A 26,506-nucleotide genomic window follows, 5' to 3' on the forward strand; every position below is an offset into this window, starting at 1 on the left:
TGGAAAATTTTCAGAACTTGGTGTTCTGTGGGTGCATTTTAGAGGATAGTTTGAATTATGATAGGGAGGTATGGATCATGTATAATGAGGATTGTATTTTTTGCCAAATCGCCCAGCGAAAAATACCTAGTGAGATCATTTATGAAGATGATGAACTCGTTGTTTTCAAGGATATCCGGCCTTTGGCTCCGGTGCATTTGCTCGTCATACCAAAGAGGCATTTAGGCAGTCTTAATGACGTTATGCCTGAATATGAGGGACTCATAGGGCATCTTTTCGGAGTAATTCGACGATTGGCTCAAGAGTTCGGGGTATCAGAGACAGGCTATAGGGTCGTTACCAATACTGGAGCTGATGGGGGTCAAGTGGTCGGGCATCTTCATTTTCATTTGCTCGGAGGACAGGCTCTCGAAGCTAGGATCGGATAATAAGAATACACGAGTCCCATTTCCAGGAGTAAATTAAGTGAACTTGACGCGCTCCACTTCTTTTAGTATAATTATAAAGTATATTTGTGACGATCCAGTGGAGGGAGGGATAAGACAATGAGTGAAGTCAAAGTTGGTAAAAACGAATCCCTTGATGCCGCACTCCGCAGGTTCAAGCGTACTTGTCAAAAGGCAGGGGTCAGTGCAGAGGCTCGTAAACATGAGGCGTATGAAAAACCGAGTGTGAGAAGAAAGAAAAAGTCTGAAGCTGCACGTAAACGCAAGTTCAAGTAAGGAGTGTCTTGAATTGTCCCTGAAAGATCGCCTCGTTGAGGATATGAAGGTTGCCATGAAGGCCAAAGAGGAGGGGAAGGTAAGACTTTCCGTCATTCGAATGGTTAGGGCTGCTATAAAGAACGCTGAAATCGAGAAGCACGTTGAATTCAATGATGATCAGGTTGTTGAAGTTTTGGCACGAGAATTGAAATTGCGTCGAGATGCGCTAGAAGTATTTGATAAAGCGGATCGCCCTGAAAAGGTAAATGCTTTGAAAGAGGAAATTGCCGTCCTTAAGGAATACCTTCCTCAACAGCTTTCCGAAGGGGAAATTCGCCAACTCGTACAAGAGACCATCATCGCGCTTGGGGCACAGGGCCCCAAAGACCTCGGGAAAGTTATGGGTGCCTTGTCACCTAAGACGAAAGGACGGACAGATGGCAAATTTGTCAATCTGGTCGTGCGTGAAATGCTCGGGGCATAATATTAATGATTGAGAAAAGATCCAGTAGCGTAAGCTGCTGGGTCTTTTTGCAACTTGTTAACAACAATTAGATTATGGGCTTGGACTATTCTGGCTCTTCCCTTCATAGATTTTTACAGAAGGGAGGAGCTTTTATGTTTAAAAAAATTCAAACGAGTGTCGGAGACATTTTGGATTTTCCACCAGATGTTGCTGGAGAGGGTCCGAAGATTACGATAACGGGTAGACAAGAAATTTTGGTCGAGAATTATCGGAGCATTATCAATTTTTCTGAGGAAGAAATCCGCTTAGAAACGGCTGAGGGAGAGGTCTTTTTTACTGGCAAGGAGCTTGTCCTAAAAACTATTTTGTCCACTGAACTGCGGATAGAAGGAGAACTTACTTCTTTGACGTTTGAGAGAGGGGCGAAAAAAAATGTTTGACCGTTTTCGGGCATTTTGGCAGGGGAGAGTATTTTTCCTGGCGCGAGGAGATCAGTTGCCGCGTTTTCTTAACTCTGTCCTGCAAGAGGGTGTGATTCTTTATCATACGCAAAAGTCTGAGCGGGGAATGCGAGCCCAACTCAAACTCGATGATTTCCGGCGTTTGCGTAGGGCGGCACGTTTGACACATACCCGGGTGCATATTGTTGCTAAATATGGCTGGCCATTTGTTGCGGCACGCTGGTGGAGAAGAAAAGGACTAATTGCGGGAATTGTAGTCATTGCAGCGGGCTTAACGATTTTATCACAACTGGTTCTTTTAATTTCTGTTGACGGGAATCGAAACATACAGACTTCGGAAATTTTGACAAGAGCTGAGAAACTTGGATTGAAGACTTGGACATATTCAAAAGGATTAGATTTGAATCTGATCGCCAAAACTCTGCAGGAGGAATTACCGGATGCTGCTTGGATTGGCGTAGAACGGAATGGAACTGAGATCATCATTAATGTTTCAGAAAAAAAGCGTCCGTCAATACCTAAAGAAGCAGGTAATTTGGTAGCAAGCCATGCTGGGCTTGTCAAAGAAATCATGGTGATTCAGGGAATCCCTCAGGTTCATGAAGGAGAAACCGTACGAGCAGGACAAGTTTTGATTACCAAGACCCCTAACCCCACTTTACCGAACAAACCAAGCACTGCGAGTCCGAAAGCTAACCCTGTAAAGAGCTCTGTCCCGACTCCCCCGACATCCGCGGCGAAAGGGTTTGTACGCGGTCGGGTATGGTACAGTGCTGAGCAGCAAACTCCCCTCATTGAAGATAAAGTAGAGGAAAGTGGAAGAGTTGCTGAAGGATGGGGTATAAAATTTGGTTCTCGCGCCATAATGGTAACAATGCAGAATTCTCCGTTCGAACAAGCGGATCAAGAAGTCCTGAGTCATTCTTTTCAATTGTGGAGGAATTGGCGTTTCCCTGTCGAAGTTATACAGGTGAAGTATAAAGAACTACACAAGGTTCATATCCAGCGTTCAGTCGCGGAAGCGCGTCAACTTGCAGAAGAGTCCGCTCGGATTGATGTCATGAAAAAAATTTCTCCTGGAGCACAGATTGTTGAAGAAACTGTAAAAGTTCTGCCGAATAATTCTGGTGCTGAAAAGGTTAGGGTAGAAGTGGAAACTTACGAGGATCTTGCGGTTTATGCTAATCCTTGAAAGTTGGTCTATTGATTTTATGATGCATAAGTTTCTGGGCTAAAAAGTAAGGATGATGGTTTTGAAGATCAAAAAGCTTAAAAGGACTTGGGGGGATTTGCCCAACCGTCTGGATTGGTTTAGACATCACACTTTCTGGCTGCGTGCCATTATCGGGGTGATGTATTTTCTGTTGTTTACAGTTGTATTGTCTTCCAACTTGTTTGTTTCTAAGCTTCATTTGGAAGTCGGTGAACCTAGTCCCCAGCTTATTACTGCTCCGTGGACCAAGGATATTGAGGACACTGAAAAATATGCTCAAGACCAAGAAGCGGCAGCTAATGCTGTTCAGCCAGTGTATAAGCCGGATGAAGAGTTCTTTAATGATCTGACCAGAGATTTAGGGAATGATTTTACGGCTTTGCACAACGCTGCTGCTGCCAGCGGAGATGATAGCGCACGTGTTTCCAAGTTGAAGCAAACTCAGCCCTTCACAACCTTGCCGCAGGGAGTCCTGCTGTCTTTGCTGAAGACATCCGCAGATGTTCTGGATGCGACGGAACAAGTTGGCGGAGATATTATCTTAACTAGAGCTCGGAATGTTGTATCAGGGGCCCGTACGGACGTGGATGTTGCGCCGCTGCGTGAACGTACAAAAACAGATATTGATCAATCGGCCTTGCATGATGATGCCAAAGCTTTTTTTAAAGCGTTTGTTGATCAAGAATTGACTCGTCCGACCTTGGTTGTGGATGTACAAACCACAGAAAAATTGCGCAGTGCCGCTCGTGCTTCCGTTAAACGGGACATTACGCAGTATAAGGCCAATCAAAAGATCGTGGGTCCCGGAGAGATTGTGGATAAGAAGATTTATCAGGTGTTGGTTGACTATGGACTGATCAATAGCCGCAATACTTGGAAGTCTGCTTCTGGGATAGCTTTATTGGTTATTCTCGGAATGGGGACGATTTTAGGGTATTTATATCAATACAAGCGAGATGTTTTACGCTTGACCAACCGTATGGTTTTAATTGGGTTGACCATGATTTTAGTTCTGACCATCGGGAGGGGAGTCATTTCCATCAATCTGGGCGGAAATGATTTTAATTCAATGTCTGGAATGCTGATTCCTGTGGCATGGGCGACGATGTCGGTGGCAATTTTAGTTGATGCGGATGCAGCGTTGCTGGTTTCTGTAGTCTTGGCGATTTTTGTTGCTGTCTTAGTAGACCCAACTCTTTCCACGGCTAATGGTCTACAATCAGGTTTAGTGGCACTTTTTGGCGGGGTTGTCGGGGTGTACAGTGTGTCCCATTTAAGCCAGCGCTCTGATTTAGCACGTGCCGGACTTTTTGTGTCTGCGGCCAATGCTTTTATGGTTAGTTCGATCGCTTTGACTACGGGAATGAGTTTGGTAGTTTGGATCGTAGGCCTAATTCTCGGAATTGTCAACGGAGTAGCATCTTCTTTCTTAACGGTGGGTGCTTTGCATTGGTTTGAGTCTGGATTCCGTATTACTTCGTCAGTTCGGCTTTTGGAATTATCCAATCCTAATCGACCGCTGCTGAAACGGTTATTAATGGAGGCTCCAGGAACTTATCATCATAGCATTTTAGTTGGAAATTTGGCTGAGGCTGCAGCCGAGGCAGTCCGGGCCGATGCCACTTTGGTTCGGGTAGGCGCCATGTATCACGATATTGGTAAATTAAAGCGCCCATATTTTTTTATTGAGAATCAGTTTACCCAAGATAATCCTCATGATAAGATCGCCCCGACATTGAGCGCTCTGATTATTATTTCCCATATTAAAGATGGTTTGGAATTAGCGAAAGAGAATAAGCTCCCGCAGCCGATTCAGGACATCATTGCTCAGCATCATGGAGACGGGCTAGTGAGCTATTTTTATCATAAGGCCCTTGAGGAAAAAGATGATGTGCCTGAGGAAGCGTTTCATTATGAAGGTCCCAAACCTCAAACCAAAGAAGCGGCCCTCGTTTGTTTGGCTGATACTGTGGAAGCCGCTGTACGCTCGATGAAACACCCTACACCTGGACGGGTAGAGGGGTTTGTTCGGAAAATAATTAAGGACAAGCTAAATGATGGACAACTCGATCAATGTGATTTAACCTTTCAAGATTTGGACCGAATCGCCATGGCTTTTGTGAGGGTCTTAAGCGGAATATTCCATTCTCGAGTTGAATATCCGGAGCTGCCCTCGGCGAAGGAGCATGCTCAGAAGAAACTTGCTGGTGATACCGGCAAAACAGCTGTCAAAGGGAGTGCCGAGGAGGCTCATGGTGAGAAACATGAGAGTTCAGAGGAAATTGACGACAAAGATATGCCGGTGACAGAACATCCCGGGAAAGATTCGTAGCCGAGGTTTTTATCAATGGAGGGAGGTAGGGTGCCCCTTAGCTGATTGAGTACTAAGGAACCCGTAAATTGTGATTTTAGATATTTCTTGGGAAGAAGATTCTGTTAGTCTTGAGTTGCGTGAGGAATTGGCTGCAATGTTGAACAGGGCAATTCATAAGGGGATACGTCTATCTGGTGGGTCAGATGAAGCAGAGGTTAGCTTAACCTTGGTTGATGACCAGCGTATCCATGAATTAAATAGGGAATACCGAGGCGTTGATCGTCCGACGGATGTTCTCTCCTTTGCCTTGCAGGAGGAAACTGAAGAGGAACCTGATGTGGAGTTTGAGGATGATATGCTCGGGGATATCGTCATCTCCGTTCCGAGGGCCAGAGAACAAGCTGTAGAATATGGTCATTCTTTTGAACGGGAGATCGTATATTTAGCTGTTCATGGTACTCTCCATTTATTAGGGTATGATCATGAGGACGATGAGGACAAGCAAGAAATGCGTGCGAAAGAAGAAGAGGTCATGAGTGTATTAGGATTAGAGAGATAAGCTTTTTGAAAAAGCGCTTGATTATCAGACGGAGGGGAACATGGGGAGATATCAAAAGCCTGGGTTTTGGCGCAGTTTAAATCAAGCTTGGCGAGGGATCTGTTACACTTGCAGGACGCAGGGACATATGCAGTTTCATATTGCGGCCGGGATTTCCGTCTTGTGTTTGGCCTGGTGGAGTGAGGTCTCGCACTTTGAGTGGCTGATTCTTATTATCGCAATTGGCAGTGTCCTTTGCGCAGAAGTTATGAATTCTGCGCTTGAAATTGTTGTAGATATGGTTCAACCTAATTTCGATCCACTAGCCGGAATGGCCAAGGATGTGGCAGCGGGTGCAGTTTTAGTGACTGCAATCCAAGCTGTTGTAATTGGGTTGATCGTTTTTTTTCCACGGTTTCTTCGTTTGTTAAATTACATTTTTGAAAGTTTTCATGGGCTGGGCATTGGTTTTTTAATGTTGGGCGGGCATTAAAGAAGCAGCAGGGTAATTTCTTATTTATCCATTGCTTAAGAATTAAGAAGGCTGCCTTTCGAAGGAGTTGTTTAGTTTGAGCCAACTTAAATCTCATCCGTCAGAAATTACGGAATCTTCGTTTGAGATAGAAGTCAGAGAAGAACTAATTAGTAGGGCTGTTGCTGCATACCAGCAGGCCTATGTACCGTATTCTCATTATCCCGTCGGTGCGGCCGCACTTTTCTCTTCCGGAAAGATGTATAGTGGATGCAATGTTGAAAATGCCAGTTATGGTTTGACAATTTGTGCAGAGAGAAATGCGATTTTTCAAGCGGTTAGTTTTGGAGAGCGTTCCCTTGAAGTGATTGTAGTTGCTGTACCGACGGATGAGTTTCCATCTCCCTGTGGCGCCTGTCGGCAGGTGATTCGAGAATTTGCCGCGGATTGCTTGGTGATCTTGGTTAATGGTCGCAGGGAGATTCGATGGACAACGCTGAAGAGGTTGTTGCCGGAGTCGTTTGGTCCGGAGTTCTTGGGGTGAGGACTTGTGTGACCCAGCGCTCAGTCGTACGACGCAGAGCAAACTAGCCGTTCAAGCAACTGCTATGTGGAGCGGGGTTCCCGCCATAAGCGCCGTCCATGGCGCTATGGCGGCGGTGAACATCCTTGTTCACCGCCCCGATCTGGGGTCGGTCGCTCTCACGGAGTTTGCTGGGCTGCTTACGTAAAGACGTCGCGCTCGTGTCACACTGCGTCCTGGGCTTGGGTCGAAGGGGGACGTTAGGGTGACGGCACATTTCATGTGCACCGTCTATATCGAGAGTGTCTTTGGTAAGTCGGACGGTCTCTCACGGAGTTTGCTGGGCTGCTTACGTAAAGACGTCGCGCTCGTGTCACACTGCGTCCTGGGCTTGGGTCGAAGGGGGACGTTAGGGTGACGGCACATTTCATGTGCACCGTCTATATCGAGAGTGTCTTTGGTAAGTCGGACGGTCTCTCACGGAGTTTGCTGGGCTGCTTACGTAAAGACGTCGCGCTCGTGTCACACTGCGTCCTGGGCTTGGGTCGAAGGGGGACGTTAGGGTGACGGCACATTTCATGTGCACCGTCTATATCGAGAGTGTCTTTGGTAAGTCGGACGGTCTCTCACGGAGTTTGCTGGGCTGCTTACGTAAAGACGTCGCGCTCGTGTCACACTGCGTCCTGGGCTTGGGTCGAAGGGGGACGTTAGGGTGACGGCACATTTCATGTGCACCGTCTATATCGAGAGTGTCTTTGGTAAGTCGGACGGTCTCTCACGGAGTTTGCTGGGCTGCTTACGTAAAGACGTCGCGCTCGTGTCACACTGCGTCCTGGGCTTGGGTCGAAGGGGGACGTTAGGGTGACGGCACATTTCATGTGCACCGTCTATATCGAGAGTGTCTTTGGTAAGTCGGACGGTCTCTCACGGAGTTTGCTGGGCTGCTTACGTAAAGACGTCGCGCTCGTGTCACACTGCGTCCTGGGCTTGGGTCGAAGGGGGACGTTAGGGTGACGGCACATTTCATGTGCACCGTCTATATCGAGAGTGTCTTTGGTAAGTCGGACGGTCTCTCACGGAGCTTGCTGGGCTGCTTACGTAAAGACGTCGCGCTCGTGTCACACTGCGTCCTGGGCTTGGGTCGAAGGGGGACGTTAGGGTGACGGCACATTTCATGTGCACCGTCTATATCGAGAGTGTCTTTGGTAAGTCGGACGGTCTCTCACGGAGCTTGCTGGGCTGCTTACGTAAAGACGTCGCGCTCGCGTCACACTGCGTCCTGGGCTTGGGTCGAAGGAGGACGTTGGAGTGACGGCACATTTCATGTGCACCGTCTATATCGAGAGTGTCTTTGGTAAGTCGGACGGTCTCTCACGGAGCTTGCTGGGCTGCTTACGTAAAGACGTCGCGCTCGTGTCACATTGCGTCCTGAGCTTGGGCCGAAGGGAGACGGAGGACGTTGGAGTGACGGCACATTTCATGTGCACCGTCTATATGGAGAGTTATCTTTGGTTAGTCAGTTGCTCTTACGGAGTTTGCTGGGCTGCTTACGACGTGCTTGTGTCATAACTGCGTCTTGGGTTTAGGTACGGTTCCTGCACACCCTTCATTGAGGAAACTCTTAAATCGACTCTATGCCTATGATCACGTTATGCTCCAGTAGAACTAGAGCTGAATAGATGCTGTAACTAAAGGTTATGGTAATAAAGAAAAAATAAAAGTATTAAGATAGGGAAGTGCTTCGCTGTTGGTTTCAACATCATCAAAAGAATTTCGTTCTGGTTTCGTCTCGGTAATTGGTAGGCCGAATGCTGGAAAGTCTACTTTGCTTAATCATTTATTGGGTCAAAAGGTTCTGATTATGTCCGATAAGCCCCAGACGACTCGAAATCGCATTCAGTGTATATTGACGGAAGAACGGGGGCAAATTGTCTTTCTGGATACCCCGGGTATACATAAACCTAAGCACAAACTAGGGGAATATATGGTTGGCGCAGCTAAGGAATCAATGCGCGAAGTGGATGTTATTTTATATATGGTGGATCTTGCCTCCGACTATGGTCCCGGAGAAGAGTATATTATTGAGATGCTTAAGCATACTAAGACGCCGATTGTGCTTGTTTTAAATAAGGTTGATCTTCTCGGGAAGGAACAATTGATGCATAAAATCCAGCAGTTTTCTGCTTTGGCCGATTTTAAAGCGATTGTTCCAATCTCGGCTAAAACCGGAGAGAATACCCCTGAATTGCTGAATGTTATTTTTAATCAACTTTCAAAGGGGCCTATGTATTATCCGGAGGATGAAGTTACGGACCAGCCGGAACGCTTTATTATGGCAGAATTAGTTAGAGAAAAAGTTTTGCAGTTGACGCGCGATGAGGTCCCGCATTCGATCGCTGTGGTGATTGAAGAAGTCGAAGAGAAAAAGACTTTGGTTAAAATTCGGGCCTTGATCATTGTGGAACGTGACTCTCAGAAAGGTATTATTATTGGGGCAAAGGGCAAGCAATTGAAAGAGATTGGGAGTTTAGCTCGTCAGGATATAGAGGCTTTGCTGGGAAGCCCTGTGTTTTTGGAACTTTGGGTTAAAGTGAAAAAGGATTGGCGCAATCGGGCTGATAGCCTGCGCAATTACGGATATGGAAAGGATCGTGACGAATAAGATGGGTGAAATTAACTTAGCAAGAATGACAGATCATACGCTTTTAAAGCCACAAGCTTCGGAAAAGGACATCGTCACATTATGCCATGAGGCTCAAGAGCATAAGTTTGCGACGGTTTGTGTGAATCCGTCGTATGTTCAGACGGCAGCAAAGCTTTTGTTTGGCACAGGAATTGGAGTAGCGGCCGTTGTAGGCTTTCCCCTAGGGGCTACTTTCACAGAAGTTAAGGTATCGGAAGTTTTCATGGTTAAGGCCCATGGGGGCAAAGAAGTGGACATGGTGATGAATGTTGGATGGGCAAAGTCGGGTAATTGGGAAGCTGTCGAACGGGATATTGTTCGGGTGGTTGAAGCTGCTCATGCCTGTGGATTGTTGATTAAAGTGATTATCGAAACTTGTTTGCTTACAGAAAGCGAGAAAAAAACCGTGGCTGAGATTGTTAAACGTTCTGGGGCAGATTATATAAAAACTTCAACTGGCTTTGCTGGGGGTGGAGCAACTATTGAAGATGTTCGAAACCTAAAAGAGTGGGTCGGAGAAAATGTTAAAGTGAAGGCCTCAGGAGGTATAAGAACTAAAGAATTTGCCCTTCAGTTAGTGGAGGCAGGGGCAGAGAGATTGGGGACAAGTGCAGTGCTCGCGTGAGGGACTTGTGTCAGACTTAGTCCTGGAACTTTCCTCTATCTGCCTAGCTTCTGCCAGTAGGCATGCATAGTTAGGTTATAGATAACAAAGAATAGAAAGGGTTGAGAGCGTGGCCGTTTATCATGCGGACGCGTTGGTGATTCGCAGCCGGGAATATGGGGAATCGGATCGGGTGCTCACGCTTTTTTCTCGAGAAATGGGGAAGCTTCAGGCTGTGGCTAAAGGAGTACGAAAACCTAAAAGCCGACAACGGGCTGGGGCTCAGATGTTTACCTATGGAGATTTTCTAATCCATCGGGGGAAAACATTAGATACCGTGAGTCAGTGCAGTCCCAAGGAAAGTTTCTCGTACCTGTGGTCAGATTTGGACCGTTCGCTGGCAGCGACGAACATGGCAGAGCTTTTAGATATTTCGACTGTTTTGGGGCAGCCTAATATTAAGCTATTTACTCTCACGTTAACTTGTTTATTCCTTCTTGAACAGTATGATACAACTCTTTTGCTCTGCGCTTATGCTTTGAGATTGATGGTGTTGTTAGGATATCGCCCGCATTTGGGGGATTGCGTAGAGTGTGGGGAGACATTGATCGGAGAGAGATTGTTGTTTAGTTCCGAAGCAGGAGGTACGCTTTGCGAACGTTGCAGAGCGAGCTATTCAGGCCGCATGGTTCGAGCAGGGAGCATCGCCTTTATGCGTCAGCTGATTCAGGCGGATCTTATGAAGCTTGACCGTTTACGGTGGTCAGCTTGGATGAGGGAGGAGGTTCTTGATACACTTCGGCATTATCTGGAGTATAAATTTGAGAGACCTCTTAAATCTTGGAGAATGGGAAACCTTATCAGCGATGGCTCAGGACGACATATTCGACCTTGCAGTGGAAAGGAAGGAAAAGAATTTGAGTGAAGCGTTATGGTCGGAATTAGAAAAGATGGATATTCTGCGTGAACGTATGGGCATTGGGTACGAAGAAGCGCGTGCAGCCTTGAATTTAGCTCAAGGGGATGTTGTCAAGGCTTTAGACTCTCTGGAAAAGGAGCGCGATGGGGTAAAAAGGGATTGCGACGCTTCAGATCGGGGACAGGAGATCTGGGACAGCTTGAAAGGCAAATTGCAGGACTTTCGAAACACCAAGATCAATCTCAAGAAGAATGACACGACCCTTGTAAGTCTTTCGGCTCCGTTGGGCTTAGCTTTAGCGTACTCGGTCTGGAGGAAACCGAGCCTAAGAATGATAGCGCTTGTAGGGGCTGTGGGAGCCGCTCTTAATCATTTTCATGTTGAACTTGATTCGCTGAATAAAACAACATATAATGATGAAGCATTTAATTTTGTTTCAGAAGAGAAATAATTAGGGAAAAAATGGTTTTAACGTTTGACACAATTTTATTTGCAGCATATAATTATCTTTAAGTGAACCTTGGAATACGATGATGGGCCTAAAGTTTGCATAATGTTTCTCCAGAGAGTCCGGTAAGGGTGGAAGCCGGATGAGATAAGCAAATGGGGCAGCCCGGAGTGTTTATAAACGAAGAGGACCCAACTGGGTCAAACAGGGTGGAACCGCGGGAACAAGCTCTCGTCCCTGTAGCTGTAAGGCTACGGGAGTGAGTGCTTTTTTATTTGCCAAAACTCGTCCTCACCGTGGCGAAATTCCCAAGAGGTATTTTGTTGGCAAAATAATTCTAACCTAGGAGGCTGGACTATGAAATTTCAAGATTTAATCCTGACCTTGAATCAATTCTGGGGAGAGCAAGGGTGCATCATTGCCCAACCTTATGATGTGGAAAAAGGGGCTGGGACGATGAATCCTTCCACGTTTTTACGTGCTCTTGGGCCCGAACCATGGAATGTGGCTTATGTCGAGCCGTCACGTCGCCCGACAGATGGTCGGTATGGCGAAAATCCTAATCGTTTACAGCACTATTTTCAGTACCAAGTTATTCTAAAACCATCTCCGGACAACGTTCAAGAACTATATCTGAAAAGTTTAGAACGCATAGGTGTTAATCCTAAAGAGCACGACATTCGTTTCGTAGAAGATAACTGGGAGGCTCCAACCCTTGGCTCTTGGGGATTGGGATGGGAAGTTTGGCTCGATGGCATGGAGGTAACTCAATTTACGTATTTCCAACAGTGTGGAGGAATCGACTGTAAACCGGTTTGCGCCGAAATTACCTATGGCTTAGAGCGGCTGACCACGTACATTCAAGATAAAGACAGCGTATACGATATTGAATGGGTTGGAGACGTAACCTACGGGGATATTTATCTGCAAAATGAAATAGATTACTCCCATTACAATTTTGAGGTGGCAGACATTGAAGCGCTGCAGACCTGGTTTGATATGTATGAACGTGAGGCAAAAAGAGTTGTCGAAAAGGGTTTGGTGCTACCTGCCTACGATTATGTCTTAAAGTGCTCTCATACTTTTAATCTCCTGGACGCTCGTGGGGCTATAAGTGTTACGGAACGTACGAGCTATATCTCCAGAGTGCGGGCTCTTGCTCGTCTTTGTGCCCAGGCTTATGTCGAGCAGCGAGAGAAATTAGGTTTCCCCTTGCTGAAGAAAAATTCCGTGAAAGAGGTGAAATAAGGTGGCTAACGACTTTTTGCTGGAAATTGGGACTGAGGAAATCCCAGCTAAATTCTCCCCAGGAGCTATGAAGCAAATAGAGGAACAGGCGAGCAAGCGTTTGGCGGAACTGCGTTTAAATTATAAAGAACTACAGGTTTATGTTACACCGCGACGTCTTGCGCTCTTAGTTAGAGAGCTTCAGGAAAAACAAGAAGACCTCTTGACGGAAGTTAAAGGTCCTGCTGTAAAAGCAGCTTATGATACGAATGGTTCTCCAACAAAGGCTGCCCAAGGCTTTGCTAAGGGCCAAGGGGTAGCGGTCGAGGATTTATTTGTTCAAGAAGTCAACGCTGTACCGTATGTCTTTGCACGCAAGTCGGAAATGGGAGTTGGGACTCCTGCACTCTTGCCTCAGTTTGCCCAGGATTTAATTCAGGCTCTTCATTTTCCTAAACCAATGCGCTGGGGAGACTTGGATTTTCGTTTTGCAAGACCAATTCGCTGGATCGCAGCTCTGTTCGGAACAGATGTGGTCAATTTTGAACTTGTTGGGCTAAAGTCCGGCCGAAGTTCACGTGGACACCGCACTTTGGCAGGGGATGAGGTGGTGATTGGGAAAGCTTCCGATTATCCCGAGACGCTGCGCAAGGCTTATGTGATTGTCGATCCTAAGGAACGAAAAGAAGCGATCCAAACTCAAATTAAGGCTCTAGCCGAGAACGTCGGTGGAGAAGTACCCGATGATGAAGAACTTCTTGAAGAGGTTATCCATATCGTTGAATATCCAACCGCTTTGTTGGGAGAAGTGGCAGCTAAATATATGCATTTGCCTGAAGCTGTGATAACGACTCCTATGAGAGAGCATCAACGTTATTTTCCTGTCCGCTCAAACGATGGAAAACTTTTGCCCTATTTTATCACGGTGCGTAATGGTGATGCCTTTGCTTTAGATATTGTCAAAGCCGGCAACGAAAAAGTATTAAAGGCTCGCTTGGAAGATGCAGCTTTCTATTATCGTGAGGATCAGAAAATCCCCTTAAGTGAGTTGGTTGCCAAGCTTGGGAAAGTTGTTTACCATGAGAAATTGGGCACAGTAGAGCAACGAGTCGATCGTTTACGCAAGGTATCTCGCTTTATTGCAGAAATGCTGGGTTTTGAAGGGCTTCGCAAGGAAGAGATTGATCGAACGGCTTTTTTAGCGAAGGCAGATCTTGTTACCTTGATGGTCAGCGATTTTCCAGAACTGCAAGGAATTATGGGTGCGGACTATGCGAGAGCTAGTGGAGAGAAACCTGAGGTTTGTCAGGGAATCTACGAACATTATCAGCCTCGCTTTGCTGGAGATGGTTTGCCGGTCTCTGAGGCTGGACGTGTAGTTAGTATTGCGGATAAACTGGATGCCATCGTTGGAGCGTTTGGTATTGGGATTCAACCAACGGGCTCTCAGGATCCCTATGCGCTTAGACGGCAAGCTCAGGGTATTGTGGCTATACTCCTAGACTCTGGATGGGATTTCTCCTTGACAGAACTTTTAAAAGAAGCTTATCGAGTTTTTGAGGAGCAAGGGACATCTCTGTTGCCTATCGATAATATCCTGCTTCTGTTACAGGACTTCTTCCAGCAACGGCTGCGGTTTGTGCTTTTAGAGCAAGGACTGCGCTATGATACTGTGGATGCCGCTTTAGCTCAAGGCGGAGATTTATTGAACCGTGTCGTGAAGAAAGCTCGAACGCTTTCTGAAAAGCGTACAGAAGAGGCGTTTATTCCCTATAGTCAAGCCTATACACGGTGTTTTAATTTAACCAAGAAGGAACCGGTACAAGACTTAAGAGTTTCTTTGTTGGCAGATGAGAGTGAACTTGCGCTGGAGAAAGGGATTGCTCTGCGCAAAGAACGCTTTGAAAAGGCTCAGGCTGAGGGGACTTTTGAGGAAGCGTATAAATTAGCTGGAGAACTTGTTCCTCTTATCGAGGCGCTTTTCCAAGCAGTGATGATTATGGTGGAGGATGTTGACTTGAAAAATAATCGTCTTGCCCTGTTAGGAGAGTGTGTAAAAATGTTAGGTTGTATCGGTGAGTTGAGTATTTTGGCTTAGAAACTGCCTACGTAGAATATCCCAAGGGCTAAGACTTAAGGATGGAGTATTAAAGGGCTCCATCCTTAAGATTTATTCTAGGACTATTTTAGGTAAGAATTCTTCCGTCCGGTTCTTAACTCAAGAAAATTATACTCACTATCTAGTAAAAAAGTAATATGATGTGATATAATCGTGCATGTAAGCCTCATTAGTATGTCACATTTAAGATGAAAGAAACATTAAGAGGTGAAATGGGTTGGAATGGACGGAACGTCAACAGCGGATTGTAGAGATAGTGAAAGCCTCAGGGTCCATCACCGGTGAAAAGATTGCGGCAAAGCTGGATTTGACGCGAGCCACTCTCCGTCCGGATTTAACGATTCTGACGATGTCCGGGGTTTTAGTGGCCAGACCGCGTGTCGGGTATTCGTATCGAGATAATTTCGGACCATCCCCGATTATGGAACGGATGCTTCAGTTGAGAGTTTGCTCGTTTAAATCTATGCCGGTAACTATATTGGAGTCTGCGAGTATTTATGAAGCAGCGGTGACGATGTTCACACAAAATGTTGGAAGCCTGGCAGTTGTTGGGCCAGAGCGGGTTCTCTTAGGAATGATTTCCCGCAAGGATATTATGAAAGCATCTCTTGGCAATGGAGATCTTCAACAAGTTCCCGTCGGTGTTATTATGACGAGAATGCCGAATATCTACATGACAACCCCAGATGAACCTGTCTATAGTGCGGCGAAAAAGCTTGTTCAGCATCAAGTAGACAGCTTGCCAGTTGTAGAAGGGTTTATTGATGAAAACGGGGAAGAGTGTTATGAGGTTGTTGGGCGTTTTACTAAGACGAATGTCACTAAGCTCTTCGTAGAAATTGCAGAAACGAGATCATGATCGTAATTGCACAGCCCAAGTAGAGTACGAGAATGTTTTGTGAACATAGGACAAGGCCTCGGACTTAAGAGGTCAATGGGGGCATAGTACTTAAACATTGGAGAGCGGAAGAAACTTTGGGTTAATGAATAAGTTTGGATTTTAAATAGATACGGAGGTGTGGTCGGTGGACGTGACGGGCCCAATGCCTGTAATATATGTCATTTCAGATGCACTTGGAGAGACAGCTGAGTTTGTAGGTCGGGCGGCTGCAGCACAATTTGTAGGCATTAAGACAAGAATTCGACGAGTCCCTTACGTACGGGATCAAGCGCATCTAGAGGATATCCTGGAAGAGGCAGCAGCTGAGCAAGCTATCTTGGTTTATACTCTGGTACTAAAAGATCTTAGAGATTATCTAGAGAAAAAGGCCGAGGAGAGAGGGCTTAAAACGGTGGATATTTTAGGGCCGCTGATCGGTGCTCTTTCTGAACAAACGGGACTAGAGCCGACACATACACCTAACATTATTCATCGCTTAGATGAACAATATTTTCGAAAAGTCGAAGCGATTGAATTCGCTGTAAAATATGATGATGGAAAAGATTCCCGTGGGGTTCTTTATGCTGATGTTGTTTTAATAGGGGTTTCTCGGACATCGAAAACTCCTCTTAGCATGTACTTAGCCCATAAAGGCCTTAAAGCAGCGAATATCCCGTTGGTTCCGGAAGTTAATCCACCGGACGAACTTTATGGTATCTCTCCGCGAAAGATAATCGGTCTAACCTTGCGTCCGGAACTTTTGAATCAAATACGAACCGAGCGTTTAAAAACTCTCGGATTAGGTGCATCGGCTGATTACGCCAATTTAGAGCGGATCATGCAAGAATTGGAATATGCGCGTGGAATTATGAAGCGTATTGGATGCCCTGTCGTTGACGCAACAGGCAAAGCAGTTGAAGAAACTGCGAGCATCGTGTTAGAAATATTATTTAAGGGGGAGCGAAATGGTTAAGAAGTATGTTTACTTATTCCGTGAGGGAAAAGCGTCCATGCGTGATTTGCTGGGAGGAAAAGGGGCAAATTTGGCAGAGATGACTCAAATTGGATTGCCGGTTCCCCGGGATTTACAATTACGACAGAGGCTTGCAATGGGTATTACGCTAACGGGGAGAACGTTCCTGAAGGGACTTGGGATCAGGTTTGGCCAGCCTTGGCCGACATTGAGGCTGCCACAGGCAAAGTCTTTGGGGATAAGAAAAATCCCTTGCTCGTCTCAGTTAGGTCCGGAGCCAAGTTCTCTATGCCGGGCATGATGGATACAGTACTTAACCTGGGGCTAAATGACGATACCGTGGAAGCGTTAGCTTTAAACACGCAAAATGAGCGATTTGCTTGGGACTGCTATCGTCGCTTTATTCAAATGTTTGGAGATGTAGTTTTAGAAGTTGAACACTACTTATTTGAACAGATCTTAGAGAGCGCTAAAGAGAAGCAGGGGGTTCGCTTTGATTCGGAGCTTTCTCCAGAGAGCCTCAGATGGATGGTCAGCGAATACAAAAAGCGGATTCAACGCAGTACTGGAAAACCGTTTCCGATGGACCCCAAAGAACAGTTACAATTGGCTGTTTTGGCAGTTTTCCGTAGCTGGAATAATGACCGTGCCAATGTTTATCGCATCATCAACAATATTCCTCACGATATTGGAACGGCTGTTAATGTTCAGTCCATGGTGTTTGGCAATATGGGGTCGGACTCCGGGACAGGGGTGGCTTTCACACGTAATCCATCAACCGGAGAGAAGGCACTCTATGGAGAATATCTGATGAATGCTCAAGGGGAAGACGTAGTGGCCGGGATACGAACTCCTCAGCCGATCGCTACCTTGGCTCAGGAAAACTTGGACATATACAATCAGTTTGTGGAGAATTCCCAGCGCTTGGAATTCCACTATCGGGATATGCAAGATATCGAATTCACCATTGAACGAGGTAAATTGTATATGTTGCAGACTCGTAATGGCAAACGAACTGCTTCAGCGGCTATTCGGGTTGCTGTTGACCTTTACCATGAAGGTATGATTTCTAAAGAAGAAGCAGTCATGCGCATTGAACCGGCACAATTGGAGCATTTATTGCATCGTAGGATGGATGGAGCAGCGAAACTTCAAGTTCTGGCAAAAGGGCTTCCGGCTTCCCCAGGCGCTGCATCAGGAAGGATCGTCTTTAGCGCAGAAGAAGCTGAACGGTTAGGGGAAATGGGTGAAAAAGTCATTCTTGTTCGCACGGAAACTACGCCAGATGATATCCGCGGCATTTTAGCGGCTCAAGGGATTTTGACCAGTCGTGGAGGTATGACCAGCCATGCAGCAGTCGTATCTCGTCATATGGGTAAACCGGCTGTATGCGGCTGTGATGCTTTAAAAATAGATTACGCTCAGAAGCTAGTGGCTATCGATGGAGTGGAGTATCCACAGGGAACTCTTTTCTCGATTGATGGTGCAACTGGTCGTGTCATCAAAGGTGAAGTCACGATGGTTGACCCAGAATTAAGTGAGGGGTTTAAAGAGTTCTTAGGCTGGGCAGATGAAATTGCCCGTCTGCGTGTCATGGCCAATGCCGATACTCCGACGGAAGCGACCAATGCCCGTAATTTCGGGGCGGTAGGAATTGGGCTGACCCGAACGGAACATATGTTTATGGATCCTGCACGAATTCCGATCGTTCAAGAGATGATCCTTGCCCAAACTTTGGAAGAACGTGAGGCTGCTCTGGCAAAACTGTTGCCGATGCAAGAAGAAGATTTTTATGGCATTTTGAAAGCGATGCAGGGTTTTCCTGTAACGATTCGTTTATTAGATCCACCTTTGCATGAGTTTCTTCCGCACTCTGAAGAGTTGATTATTGAGATTACGAAACTCCGTATGTCTAAGAGTGATCCGGTGGCTTTAAATGAAAAGGAAAGTTTACTGCGCAAAGTTCGGGCGCTTTCCGAGCTAAACCCTATGCTTGGACACCGTGGCTGCCGTTTAGGAGTTTCTTTCCCTGAAATCACCGTGATGCAGGCAAGGGCTATTTTCCAAGCCAGTGCGCGCTTGATTAAAGAGGGCTGTGACATTCATCCAGAAGTCATGATTCCACTGACCATGGGTAAAGAAGAGTTTATCATGATGCGCAAACTGGTGGATGATACGGCGCAGGCAGTGATGAGCGAACAGAATGTCCAAATAGAGTATCATGTGGGAACCATGATTGAAGTTCCGCGCGCTGCCCTCTTAGCGGATGAGATCGGTAAAGTCGCTGACTTCTTCTCTTTTGGAACGAACGACCTGACCCAGATGACTATGGGCTTATCTCGAGATGATGCTCAAGGCAAGTTCCTGCCTGTTTATTTGGAAAAGAATCTTTTGAAAACAGATCCTTTCGTTGTCCTCGATCGCGAAGGAGTTGGCAGGCTGATAGATATGGCTGTAAAGCTTGGCCGAGGTTCAAATTCAGATCTTAGTTTAGGAATTTGCGGGGAGCATGGCGGAGAACCAAACTCTGTGGAATTTTGCCATATTGTGGGCCTGAATTATGTTTCTTGCTCACCGTTCCGCGTCCCGATTGCACGTTTAGCTGCAGCTCAGGCCGCTGTAAGCAACAAGGGGCAATAAATTGAATCAAGAATTAGTATGAAAATAGCTCTCAAAGCCTTGTACACCAAGGGTTAGGAGGTTTTCTTATAAAAGAAGTATGGGTACTGTCTTTTGAAGAATTTTAGAGACGGTACCCAATTTTTGTTTTTTAGTGTTATCATTTACTAATATCAACTTGTTGGATAATGCTCTAAGTAGAATAATTAAAGTCGATAAAGATCACCCGGGAAAATGACCCGGACCTCATCAAGAAAGTAATCGCGAAACATGATGCACAGGTTCGGGATTTGGAGCAAAGAATCAACGGCATATCGGGAGTCGGCCTGTTCGATTTATTTTGCAGGATATGGATGAAGCCTATTAGCCTATAGTTTTAGACAACGATGGCGTGGCCATTGCCGGTTACATGGCTTCCGTCTGGGGCTATCTTTCAAAAACACAGGCGGTCTTTAAGTGTGGCTTAAAGACCGCCTGTGTTTTTGAAAGATACTTGGCATTATTGCACCTCAGAACTTAAATGGGTTTTCATTGTGTTTTATTTCGGCTGCAATAGTGGTTAATGTTTTCTTTCATTAGATTCTTTGACGTTAACATATACAGGGCAACCCATAATATACATTAAAAGTTGTTTTTTCATTACATGACACCTCCTTTTATTTACACTAAATATCACATACCAAACATTAAATATTTGGTAATAGTTTTTTTGAAATCATAGTAAGAATTCCCTTATGATTCCATATCTATCATCTCTTGGCTTCTGTATCTATTTTAAATCCATTTCGCACATAAGTGAAATATATAGTTGGAATATCTATTATAGCTTTATGGAATAACCTTAAAACCCTGTAAATATCAACTAAGGTTTAGATAGCTCTAAAAGTCACTTCTAGAGCTTCCTTAGGTCCCATAACTAAAGATCGAAGAGTACAGCTTTCATCTTCACAAGAATGCCTAAGAGAGATTTATGATGACATGGTTCTGAATAAATATCACCAATCATTGCAAAAACTAGCAGATGGCAATCTTGCGGTTGCTTTAAATGATTGAACGCAAAGAAGATAGATTTTAAAAGACATAAAACTGGGTGTGGAAGGGTTAAGTATGTTAACAAAACAAGTTTTAGTGATTGCATCGATTGTCGTGTCGTTGTTGATGGTCGTCATAGTTAATTTGGTACGTTTGAAAAACACAAAGAAACCGGCAGTAGCGAAAAAAATTATTTTGCCGCCGCTTTTCATGGCTACTGGTGCGAGTATGTTTATCCTACCAATGTTTAGACCAACATTACCCGAATTTTTAAGTTCCGTTGTAATGGGCATGCTTTTCTCGATTATCTTAATAAAAACTTCTAAATTTGAAGTTCGGGACAACCAAATCTATCTCCAAAGATCAAAGTTGTTTTTGGTAGCCTTGATAGGTCTAGTCGCTTTACGGATGATCGGGAAAATTATCCTTGCTGAGGCCATTCAAATCGACCCTGCCCAAATGAGCGGCATTTTCTTCATCTTAGCTTTTAGCATGATCCTACCCTGGCGAATTAGTATGTATATGGGATTTAGAAGATTAGAAAGACAACTCCATTGAAGTTTAACGGCATTCCAGACCAAGGTTTTGGCTTGAATGAAGATGTCACTAATGGTGCAATTAAAATAGGACCGACTCCGCTGGGGGTCGGTCAATTAATGTGTTTGCAGGGAATATTAACCTTGATGATAAAAGATGGTGTAAGAAAAAAGATACTACACGTATATGTTCAAGCAGTATGTTAGAATAGAGAGAACTCCTAAGATCAATAGAGTTTCTTAGAGTAACTCTGAGTTACTCTAAGGCAACATTTCGGCGAGAATAAAGAATCTTTCAATATCATAGGCCATCTCATCCTTCACATAACAAGGAGGTTAGTGATATGCGTGAAAATAACCTGGAGATTGCAGCAGTGAACCGTTCAACTTTGCATATCCGTGAACGTTCGGAAAGAGAGGAAGAGCGCCTCTCGGTGTATGCTGCCAAAAGTAAGGATGCTGGGCGTGAACGGGAGGAAGAAGAATGTCCGATCCGAACAAAGTTCCAGAGGGATCGTGATCGGATTTTGCACAGTAAACCATTTAGGCGCCTTAAGCACAAGACACAGGTGTATATTGCTCCTACGGGAGATCATTACCGAACTCGTATGACCCATAGTTTAGAAGTTTCCCAAATATGTCGGACAATAGCACGGGGGTTGCAATTAAATGAAGATCTTATAGAGGCAATCGCCTTAGGACATGATGTAGGGCATACTCCTTTTGGGCATGTCGGGGAAGAAGCCTTGAGGAAGATCATTGGTCATTTTGAGCATAATGAACAGTCCATCAGGATTATGAAAGTTCTCGCTCGTGACGGGTTGGGCTTAAATTTAACTAAGCCAGTCCTCGATGGGATTTTACATCATACCGGGGAGGGCGTTCCTTTTACGCTTGAAGGACAGATTGTTAAAACAGGGGATCGGATTGCCTACCTTTGTCATGATTATGACGATGCCTTGCGGGCTGGTTTGCTTGTCCAAGGCGACCTACCCGAAAACGTTAAAAGAACCTTAGGTGAAAAACCAAGCGAGATGATTACGACCATGGTTGTAGATATGATCGAAGCATCAAATGGGCAAAATCAAATCAAACAGTCCCTGGAGGTCAGTAGTGCGATGCAGGAATTTAGACAATTTATGTTTTCTAGGGTGTATAACAGCTCTACCCTGCGTGAGGAGCGTCGCAAGGGGCAGTGCATCGTTCAGGCTTTGTTTGAATATTACAGTAAGGATATAGAAAAACTGCCCAAGAATTATTTAATTTGGGCGGAAGGGAACGAAACTCAAGCAGTCGTTGATTATATTTCAGGCCTGACAGACAATTATGCGATTGATTTATTTACAACGTTATTTGTTCCAAGGTAAAGACCCCAATGGAGAATAATAGTTAACAAACAAGCATCCTAACTCCACTTTAATAATAGTGAAAGGAGGATGCTTGTGTTTGTTGTAATGTTGAGTTTTGGGGGGCCAAACTTTTCATCCTTTTTCTTGTAGCTAGGAAAAAGAAATGCTTAAGAGTCTAGCCTAGTGAAAGTTTTGAGAAATAAGTTTCTTACAGCGGGCAATTCTAATTTATGAGTTAACTAAGTATAAGTTTTAGAGAAGAGAAGTAAACTAAGGTTTAGACATAAGTCTGTACTTATCTTTACAAGAACTGGGTTTAATTTGTTTTGGAAATTAAACTATCATTCTTGGTAAGTGGACCACTGGTATCCAAGCTTCCGAGAATACCATCGAGTTTCTTCCCTTCGAGAAGAAATTGTACACTCTGAACATCCGACAGAGTCGTTATGGTATTCACGATACTATACATAGTCATTACTTCGGCGGCTGATCCGCCACCAAAGTTCTTTTTAAATTCACTTGAAAGATCAAGGGTTGCTACGCCATCCTTAACAGATGCATTCCTTAAGGTTGTTCCTTTAGGGAGCGGATTTTCTAAGCCTGCAGGCGGAGACGACAATTCCTTAAACATTGCTTTAATAACTTCTTGATCGGTAACTTGAACTGTGCGAACAACAGGAACTAAGCCGCTGGCATCAGAATTAGGAAAATAGAGGGTTATCTTTACTGTCTGTGGCGTGGAGCTCGAGGGGGTGCTTTCTGAAGGGGTTGGAGTTGTCGCTGGTACGGAGCTGGCAGGTGGGTTATCCGACGGTTGAACTTGCTGCGTTTTGACCGAATTACATCCTGCGAGAAAAGTTACGATGAGTAACAAGGAAATAATCGAGAAGATATGTATCTTATTGATACGTCTGGACATAACGTCACCTTCCTTTAAATCTAGCTGTTAATACGTATAGTGAACTTAACCATGATGATCCAACATAGTCGGAGTTTATTGCTTATTCTAACATGCTTTTGGATTATGGAAAAGGGCTTGGATAATTCTTCTTTGAGTCCAGTCTGTTAGGCCAGGGCAATCCAGAACAATATAAGAAAATTTTTAGGTAAATATTTGTCGAAGAAAAGAGGAAATATCATCAAAAAGAGAGAATTAAATAGGTCTCGAAAGGATAATTGTGTCCATTTTAAAACTAATTCGTGATCAGGGGTTAAAAAAAGAGGATTCCGTGAATTTTCGGCGAAGAATTGTATAGGGATAGGGTTGACAAACCATATGAAATGTGGCAGCAAATCGAAGGGCGAAAAACGTGGATAATAGAGTTCGTGAGGAATTAATCCCAGAAGAAATTATCGAAGAAGTGCGTTTACGTACTGAAATCGTTGAGGTTATATCTGAATATGTCAGCTTACAGCGCAAGGGTAAAAACTTTTTGGGCCTTTGCCCTTTTCATGCTGAGAAAACTCCTAGTTTTACTGTGACCCCTGAAAAACAAATGTTTTATTGTTTTGGATGTAATACTGGAGGGAACGTTTTCTCCTTTGTCATGAAAAAGGAGAATTGGACGTTTGTCGAGAGTGTCCAGAAGTTAGCACAAAGGTGCGGTGTTGTGCTCCCAGAGAAAGAAATGTCGGCACGAGAGCGGGAAGAAACTCGGCTCCGACGACGCTATGAAGAGATTAATGAATGGGCAGCCAACTACTACCATAATCTCCTGTTGAAGTCACCTGAAGGGGAATCTGGTCGTCGTTATTTCGAGAAGCGTGGTGTAGATTCCGAGACGATGAATCGTTTCCGCTTAGGGTATGCTCCAGATCGTTGGGATGGGTTGCTCCAGTATTTGCAAACGCGTGGGGTACAGCCTCAGGAAGTCGCAGAAGTGGGACTGGCTTTAGCAAGAGGAAAGTCTGACAAGGATGGACGTCAGTTTTATGATCGTTTTCGCAATCGTGTGCTGTTTAGTATTTTAGATCGGCGTAATCAGCCTATTGCTTTCGGTGGACGAGTTCTGGATGATTCGCTTCCAAAGTATCTTAATTCCCCGGAGACAACCTATTTTAATAAAGGACATCACCTCTACGGAATTCATCGCGCGCATCAAGGAATTCGCGAAGAAGGGTACGCCCTTCTGGTTGAGGGTTATATGGATGTCATTGCACTGCAGAATGCTGGGTATCCGAATGCTGTGGCCTCCTTAGGGACCGCTTTAACGCGGGATCAGGCAAACCTCTTACGCAAGTATACCCAGCGTATTATTCTTTTGTATGATTCTGACGATGCTGGTATTCATGCGGCATTACGTGGCGGAGAGATTCTGCGCGACGCTGGGATGCAGGTTGAAGTCCTTACTTTGATGGGAGCAAAAGACCCGGATGAATTCTTGAAAAATCACGGTCGGGAGCAGTTTAATAAACTCCTTCAGCAGGCAGTAACTTTTATTGAGTTTAAATACCGAACGTTAGCCCATCATCAACTTCCCCAGAGCATCTTGGAAAAGGCGGAATTAGTCCATAAACTCGCGCCTGATATTATAAAGGTGACTAGTCCAGTTGAGCGGGAAGGATACGAGAGGTTTTTGAGTTTGGAACTGGGGCTTACGTTAGAAGCAGTACAACGCGAGATCACAAGCTTAGGACAGAAAAGACCTAAAAAAGAACGCTTTGAGGAATATTCTCCTCAAAATCCGGTTAGTTCTGTGAAAAATAGAGATAATATTACTAATACCATTATATGTCAAGATGCACCGGAACTTCCTCAGCCAGCGGTCGACTTGGGGGTCTACCGAGCAGAGCGTATGCTTTTGCGTTTGTTGGTGGAAGATATCTCGTTACTGCAAAGAATCAAGGAAACGTTAGGAACATCCTTTTGGAGAGTTTCAGCACATCAACAGATTTTTGATTATCTCGATCAGGAAGGCTGTGTGCCAACGCACAGCAATGAAATGGTGCAAAGCCGTTTAGCGAGCCTAATCCTGGAAGAGTTGGATAAATCCCAAACCGAGCGGCTTTTTGAAGATTGTACGAAGGGTATACTTGCTGCGAAAGCAGATGAGAATGTGGAGGATCTTCAGGCCCGCATGGTAGCTTTAGAAAAATCCGGTGACATGGCAGGGGCCATGGCTCTGTTGAAAGAGATAGGAGAGCGGTTGAAACGTGGCAAATAGTAAGGTTAAAAGCACTCAAATGAAAGATCCAAGGGAAGGCGGGGGACATGTGAGCGAAGAGCAGCAAATGGACAATGTTCAGGCTCTGATACAAAATGGAAAAAAGAAAGGTTCCCTAACCTATGCAGAGATTATGGATGCGCTCCAAGGGATTGAGCTTTCTGCGGATCAAATTGACGATATTTACCAACAACTTGCTCGAATGGGAATAGACATTGTACCTGAACCAGAGGATGTTGAAAAGGAAGTCCTGAAAAAGGGCAAAGTAGATGATGACGACGATATCGTCGATGATCCAGACGAGGATATTGAAGAAGAAACAGAAGTAGATCTTTCAGTCCCAGAAGGGGTGGGCATTGACGATCCGGTACGGATGTATTTGAAAGAAATCGGACGGGTGCCTTTGCTTTCGGCTGAAGACGAAATTTTATTGGCCAAGGGTATGGAGGCCGGGGATGAAGAGGCCAAACGTCGGCTTGCTGAGGCCAATCTTCGGCTGGTGGTCAGCATTGCTAAACGTTATGTCGGCAGAGGTATGCTCTTTTTGGATTTAATCCAAGAGGGAAACTTAGGGTTAATTAAGGCTGTAGAAAAATTCGATTATACTAAGGGCTATAAGTTCAGTACCTATGCGACATGGTGGATTCGTCAAGCCATCACACGCGCTATCGCCGACCAAGCCCGTACGATCCGGATTCCGGTGCACATGGTTGAAACCATTAACAAACTTATTCGAGTGTCACGACAACTTTTGCAGGAGCTTGGACGAGAACCTGCTCCGGAGGAAATTGCCAAAGTCATGGATATCCCAGTCGAGCGGGTTCGAGAAATCATGAAGATCGCTCAGGAACCAGTATCTCTTGAGACTCCTATAGGTGAAGAAGAAGACTCTCATTTGGGAGATTTCATCCCCGATGATGATGCACCCGCTCCTGCCGAAGCTGCCTCGTTCATTCTTTTAAAAGAACAACTGGAGGAAGTCCTGGAAACCTTGACCCCACGAGAAGAAAAAGTGCTTAGACTCCGTTTTGGCCTTGATGATGGCCGAACCAGAACTTTAGAGGAAGTTGGTCAGGAATTCGGTGTAACTCGGGAACGAATTCGGCAGATTGAAGCTAAAGCCTTGAGAAAATTGCGCCATCCCAGCAGAAGCAAAAAGCTAAAGGATTACCTGGAGTAAATCGATTCAGCCATGATTTTAACAATGATTCAACATTGATTAAGATTTATTCAGATAAAGGCTTGACTATTTAGGATAGATT

At 45.0% G+C, this 26,506-nt stretch carries 24 protein-coding genes and 1 pseudogene; 24 read left to right on the forward strand and 1 reads right to left on the reverse strand.

Going from position 1 to position 26,506, the window contains the following annotated elements:
- Positions 1–77 precede the first annotated feature (77 nt).
- The 22 genes and pseudogenes from VZF35_RS18280 (at position 78) to VZF35_RS18385 (ending at position 22,098) form a co-directional block, all read left to right on the forward strand.
- Complete coding sequence (locus tag VZF35_RS18280) at positions 78–428, forward strand: histidine triad nucleotide-binding protein (protein WP_407307206.1); 351 nt, start codon at positions 78–80, stop codon at positions 426–428.
- Between the two features lie 117 nt (positions 429–545).
- Positions 546–722, forward strand: a complete 177-nt coding sequence (gene rpsU, locus VZF35_RS18285; protein ID WP_407307208.1) for a 30S ribosomal protein S21 — start codon at positions 546–548, stop codon at positions 720–722.
- A gap of 13 nt (positions 723–735) precedes the next feature.
- Positions 736–1,188, forward strand: a complete 453-nt coding sequence (locus tag VZF35_RS18290) for a GatB/YqeY domain-containing protein (RefSeq protein WP_407307210.1) — start codon at positions 736–738, stop codon at positions 1,186–1,188.
- Between the two features lie 134 nt (positions 1,189–1,322).
- Entirely contained in the window at positions 1,323–1,610 is a 288-nt protein-coding gene (gene yqfC / locus VZF35_RS18295) for a sporulation protein YqfC (RefSeq protein ID WP_407307212.1), read from the forward strand.
- Positions 1,603–2,823 (forward strand): sporulation protein YqfD, encoded by a 1,221-nt coding sequence (locus VZF35_RS18300; RefSeq protein WP_407307214.1) that lies wholly within the window; start codon positions 1,603–1,605, stop codon positions 2,821–2,823. The genes yqfC and VZF35_RS18300 overlap by 8 nt, the downstream gene beginning before the upstream one ends.
- Positions 2,824–2,875: 52 nt before the next feature.
- Complete coding sequence (locus VZF35_RS18305) at positions 2,876–5,176, forward strand: HD family phosphohydrolase (RefSeq protein WP_407307216.1); 2,301 nt, start codon at positions 2,876–2,878, stop codon at positions 5,174–5,176.
- Positions 5,177–5,291: 115 nt separating this feature from the next.
- Complete coding sequence (gene ybeY / locus VZF35_RS18310) at positions 5,292–5,717, forward strand: rRNA maturation RNase YbeY (protein ID WP_407314702.1); 426 nt, start codon at positions 5,292–5,294, stop codon at positions 5,715–5,717.
- 40 nt (positions 5,718–5,757) lie between these two features.
- Entirely contained in the window at positions 5,758–6,189 is a 432-nt protein-coding gene (locus VZF35_RS18315; RefSeq protein ID WP_407307218.1) for a diacylglycerol kinase family protein, read from the forward strand.
- 76 nt (positions 6,190–6,265) lie between these two features.
- Entirely contained in the window at positions 6,266–6,712 is a 447-nt protein-coding gene (locus VZF35_RS18320) for a cytidine deaminase (protein ID WP_407307220.1), read from the forward strand.
- 4 nt (positions 6,713–6,716) lie between these two features.
- Positions 6,717–6,899 (forward strand): hypothetical protein, encoded by a 183-nt coding sequence (locus tag VZF35_RS18325; RefSeq protein WP_407307222.1) that lies wholly within the window; start codon positions 6,717–6,719, stop codon positions 6,897–6,899.
- A 1,539-nt stretch (positions 6,900–8,438) separates the two neighbouring features.
- Entirely contained in the window at positions 8,439–9,353 is a 915-nt protein-coding gene (gene era / locus VZF35_RS18330; protein WP_407307224.1) for a GTPase Era, read from the forward strand.
- A gap of 1 nt (position 9,354) precedes the next feature.
- Positions 9,355–9,999: a deoxyribose-phosphate aldolase gene (gene deoC / locus VZF35_RS18335; RefSeq protein ID WP_407307226.1), complete on the forward strand. Its 645-nt coding sequence runs from the start codon at positions 9,355–9,357 to the stop codon at positions 9,997–9,999.
- 109 nt (positions 10,000–10,108) lie between these two features.
- Positions 10,109–10,903, forward strand: a complete 795-nt coding sequence (gene recO, locus VZF35_RS18340) for a DNA repair protein RecO (RefSeq protein ID WP_407307228.1) — start codon at positions 10,109–10,111, stop codon at positions 10,901–10,903.
- Positions 10,896–11,348, forward strand: a complete 453-nt coding sequence (locus tag VZF35_RS18345) for a DUF4342 domain-containing protein (protein ID WP_407307230.1) — start codon at positions 10,896–10,898, stop codon at positions 11,346–11,348. The genes recO and VZF35_RS18345 overlap by 8 nt, the downstream gene beginning before the upstream one ends.
- Positions 11,349–11,702: 354 nt before the next feature.
- Positions 11,703–12,593: a glycine--tRNA ligase subunit alpha gene (glyQ, locus tag VZF35_RS18350; protein WP_407307232.1), complete on the forward strand. Its 891-nt coding sequence runs from the start codon at positions 11,703–11,705 to the stop codon at positions 12,591–12,593.
- Position 12,594: 1 nt separating this feature from the next.
- The gene (gene glyS / locus VZF35_RS18355; RefSeq protein ID WP_407307234.1) at positions 12,595–14,670 is read left to right on the forward strand and encodes a glycine--tRNA ligase subunit beta; all 2,076 of its coding nucleotides are present in this window, start codon (positions 12,595–12,597) and stop codon (positions 14,668–14,670) included.
- Positions 14,671–14,908: 238 nt separating this feature from the next.
- Positions 14,909–15,550, forward strand: a complete 642-nt coding sequence (locus VZF35_RS18360; RefSeq protein WP_407307236.1) for a helix-turn-helix transcriptional regulator — start codon at positions 14,909–14,911, stop codon at positions 15,548–15,550.
- A 172-nt stretch (positions 15,551–15,722) separates the two neighbouring features.
- Positions 15,723–16,544, forward strand: coding sequence for a pyruvate, water dikinase regulatory protein (locus tag VZF35_RS18365; RefSeq protein ID WP_407314704.1), 822 nt, complete (start codon positions 15,723–15,725; stop codon positions 16,542–16,544).
- Positions 16,537–19,184, forward strand: a pseudogene (ppdK, locus tag VZF35_RS18370) (pyruvate, phosphate dikinase). The gene VZF35_RS18365 and the pseudogene ppdK overlap by 8 nt, the downstream one beginning before the upstream one ends.
- Positions 19,185–20,270: 1,086 nt before the next feature.
- Positions 20,271–20,753 (forward strand): CcdC family protein, encoded by a 483-nt coding sequence (locus tag VZF35_RS18375; protein WP_407307238.1) that lies wholly within the window; start codon positions 20,271–20,273, stop codon positions 20,751–20,753.
- A complete protein-coding gene (locus VZF35_RS18380) occupies positions 20,750–20,938 on the forward strand; it encodes a hypothetical protein (RefSeq protein ID WP_407307240.1) in 189 nt (62 codons plus the stop codon). Before VZF35_RS18375 ends, VZF35_RS18380 begins: the two co-directional genes overlap by 4 nt.
- 137 nt (positions 20,939–21,075) lie before the next feature.
- Complete coding sequence (locus VZF35_RS18385) at positions 21,076–22,098, forward strand: deoxyguanosinetriphosphate triphosphohydrolase (protein ID WP_407307242.1); 1,023 nt, start codon at positions 21,076–21,078, stop codon at positions 22,096–22,098.
- 298 nt (positions 22,099–22,396) lie between these two features.
- Here the strand turns inward: VZF35_RS18385 and VZF35_RS18390 are convergent, their stop codons facing one another.
- On the reverse strand, positions 22,397–22,999 hold the full coding sequence (locus VZF35_RS18390) for a GerMN domain-containing protein (protein ID WP_407307244.1): 603 nt from the start codon (positions 22,997–22,999) through the stop codon (positions 22,397–22,399).
- Positions 23,000–23,390: 391 nt separating this feature from the next.
- Between VZF35_RS18390 and dnaG the strand changes: the two genes are divergently transcribed.
- Positions 23,391–25,244: a DNA primase gene (dnaG, locus tag VZF35_RS18395; RefSeq protein ID WP_407307246.1), complete on the forward strand. Its 1,854-nt coding sequence runs from the start codon at positions 23,391–23,393 to the stop codon at positions 25,242–25,244.
- Positions 25,234–26,424 (forward strand): RNA polymerase sigma factor RpoD, encoded by a 1,191-nt coding sequence (gene rpoD / locus VZF35_RS18400; protein ID WP_407307248.1) that lies wholly within the window; start codon positions 25,234–25,236, stop codon positions 26,422–26,424. The genes dnaG and rpoD overlap by 11 nt, the downstream gene beginning before the upstream one ends.
- Positions 26,425–26,506: the final 82 nt, after the last annotated feature.

The sequence above is a fragment of the Desulfosporosinus paludis genome, from assembly GCF_045689965.1.
Taxonomy (GTDB): Bacteria; Bacillota; Desulfitobacteriia; order Desulfitobacteriales; family Desulfitobacteriaceae; genus Desulfosporosinus; species Desulfosporosinus paludis.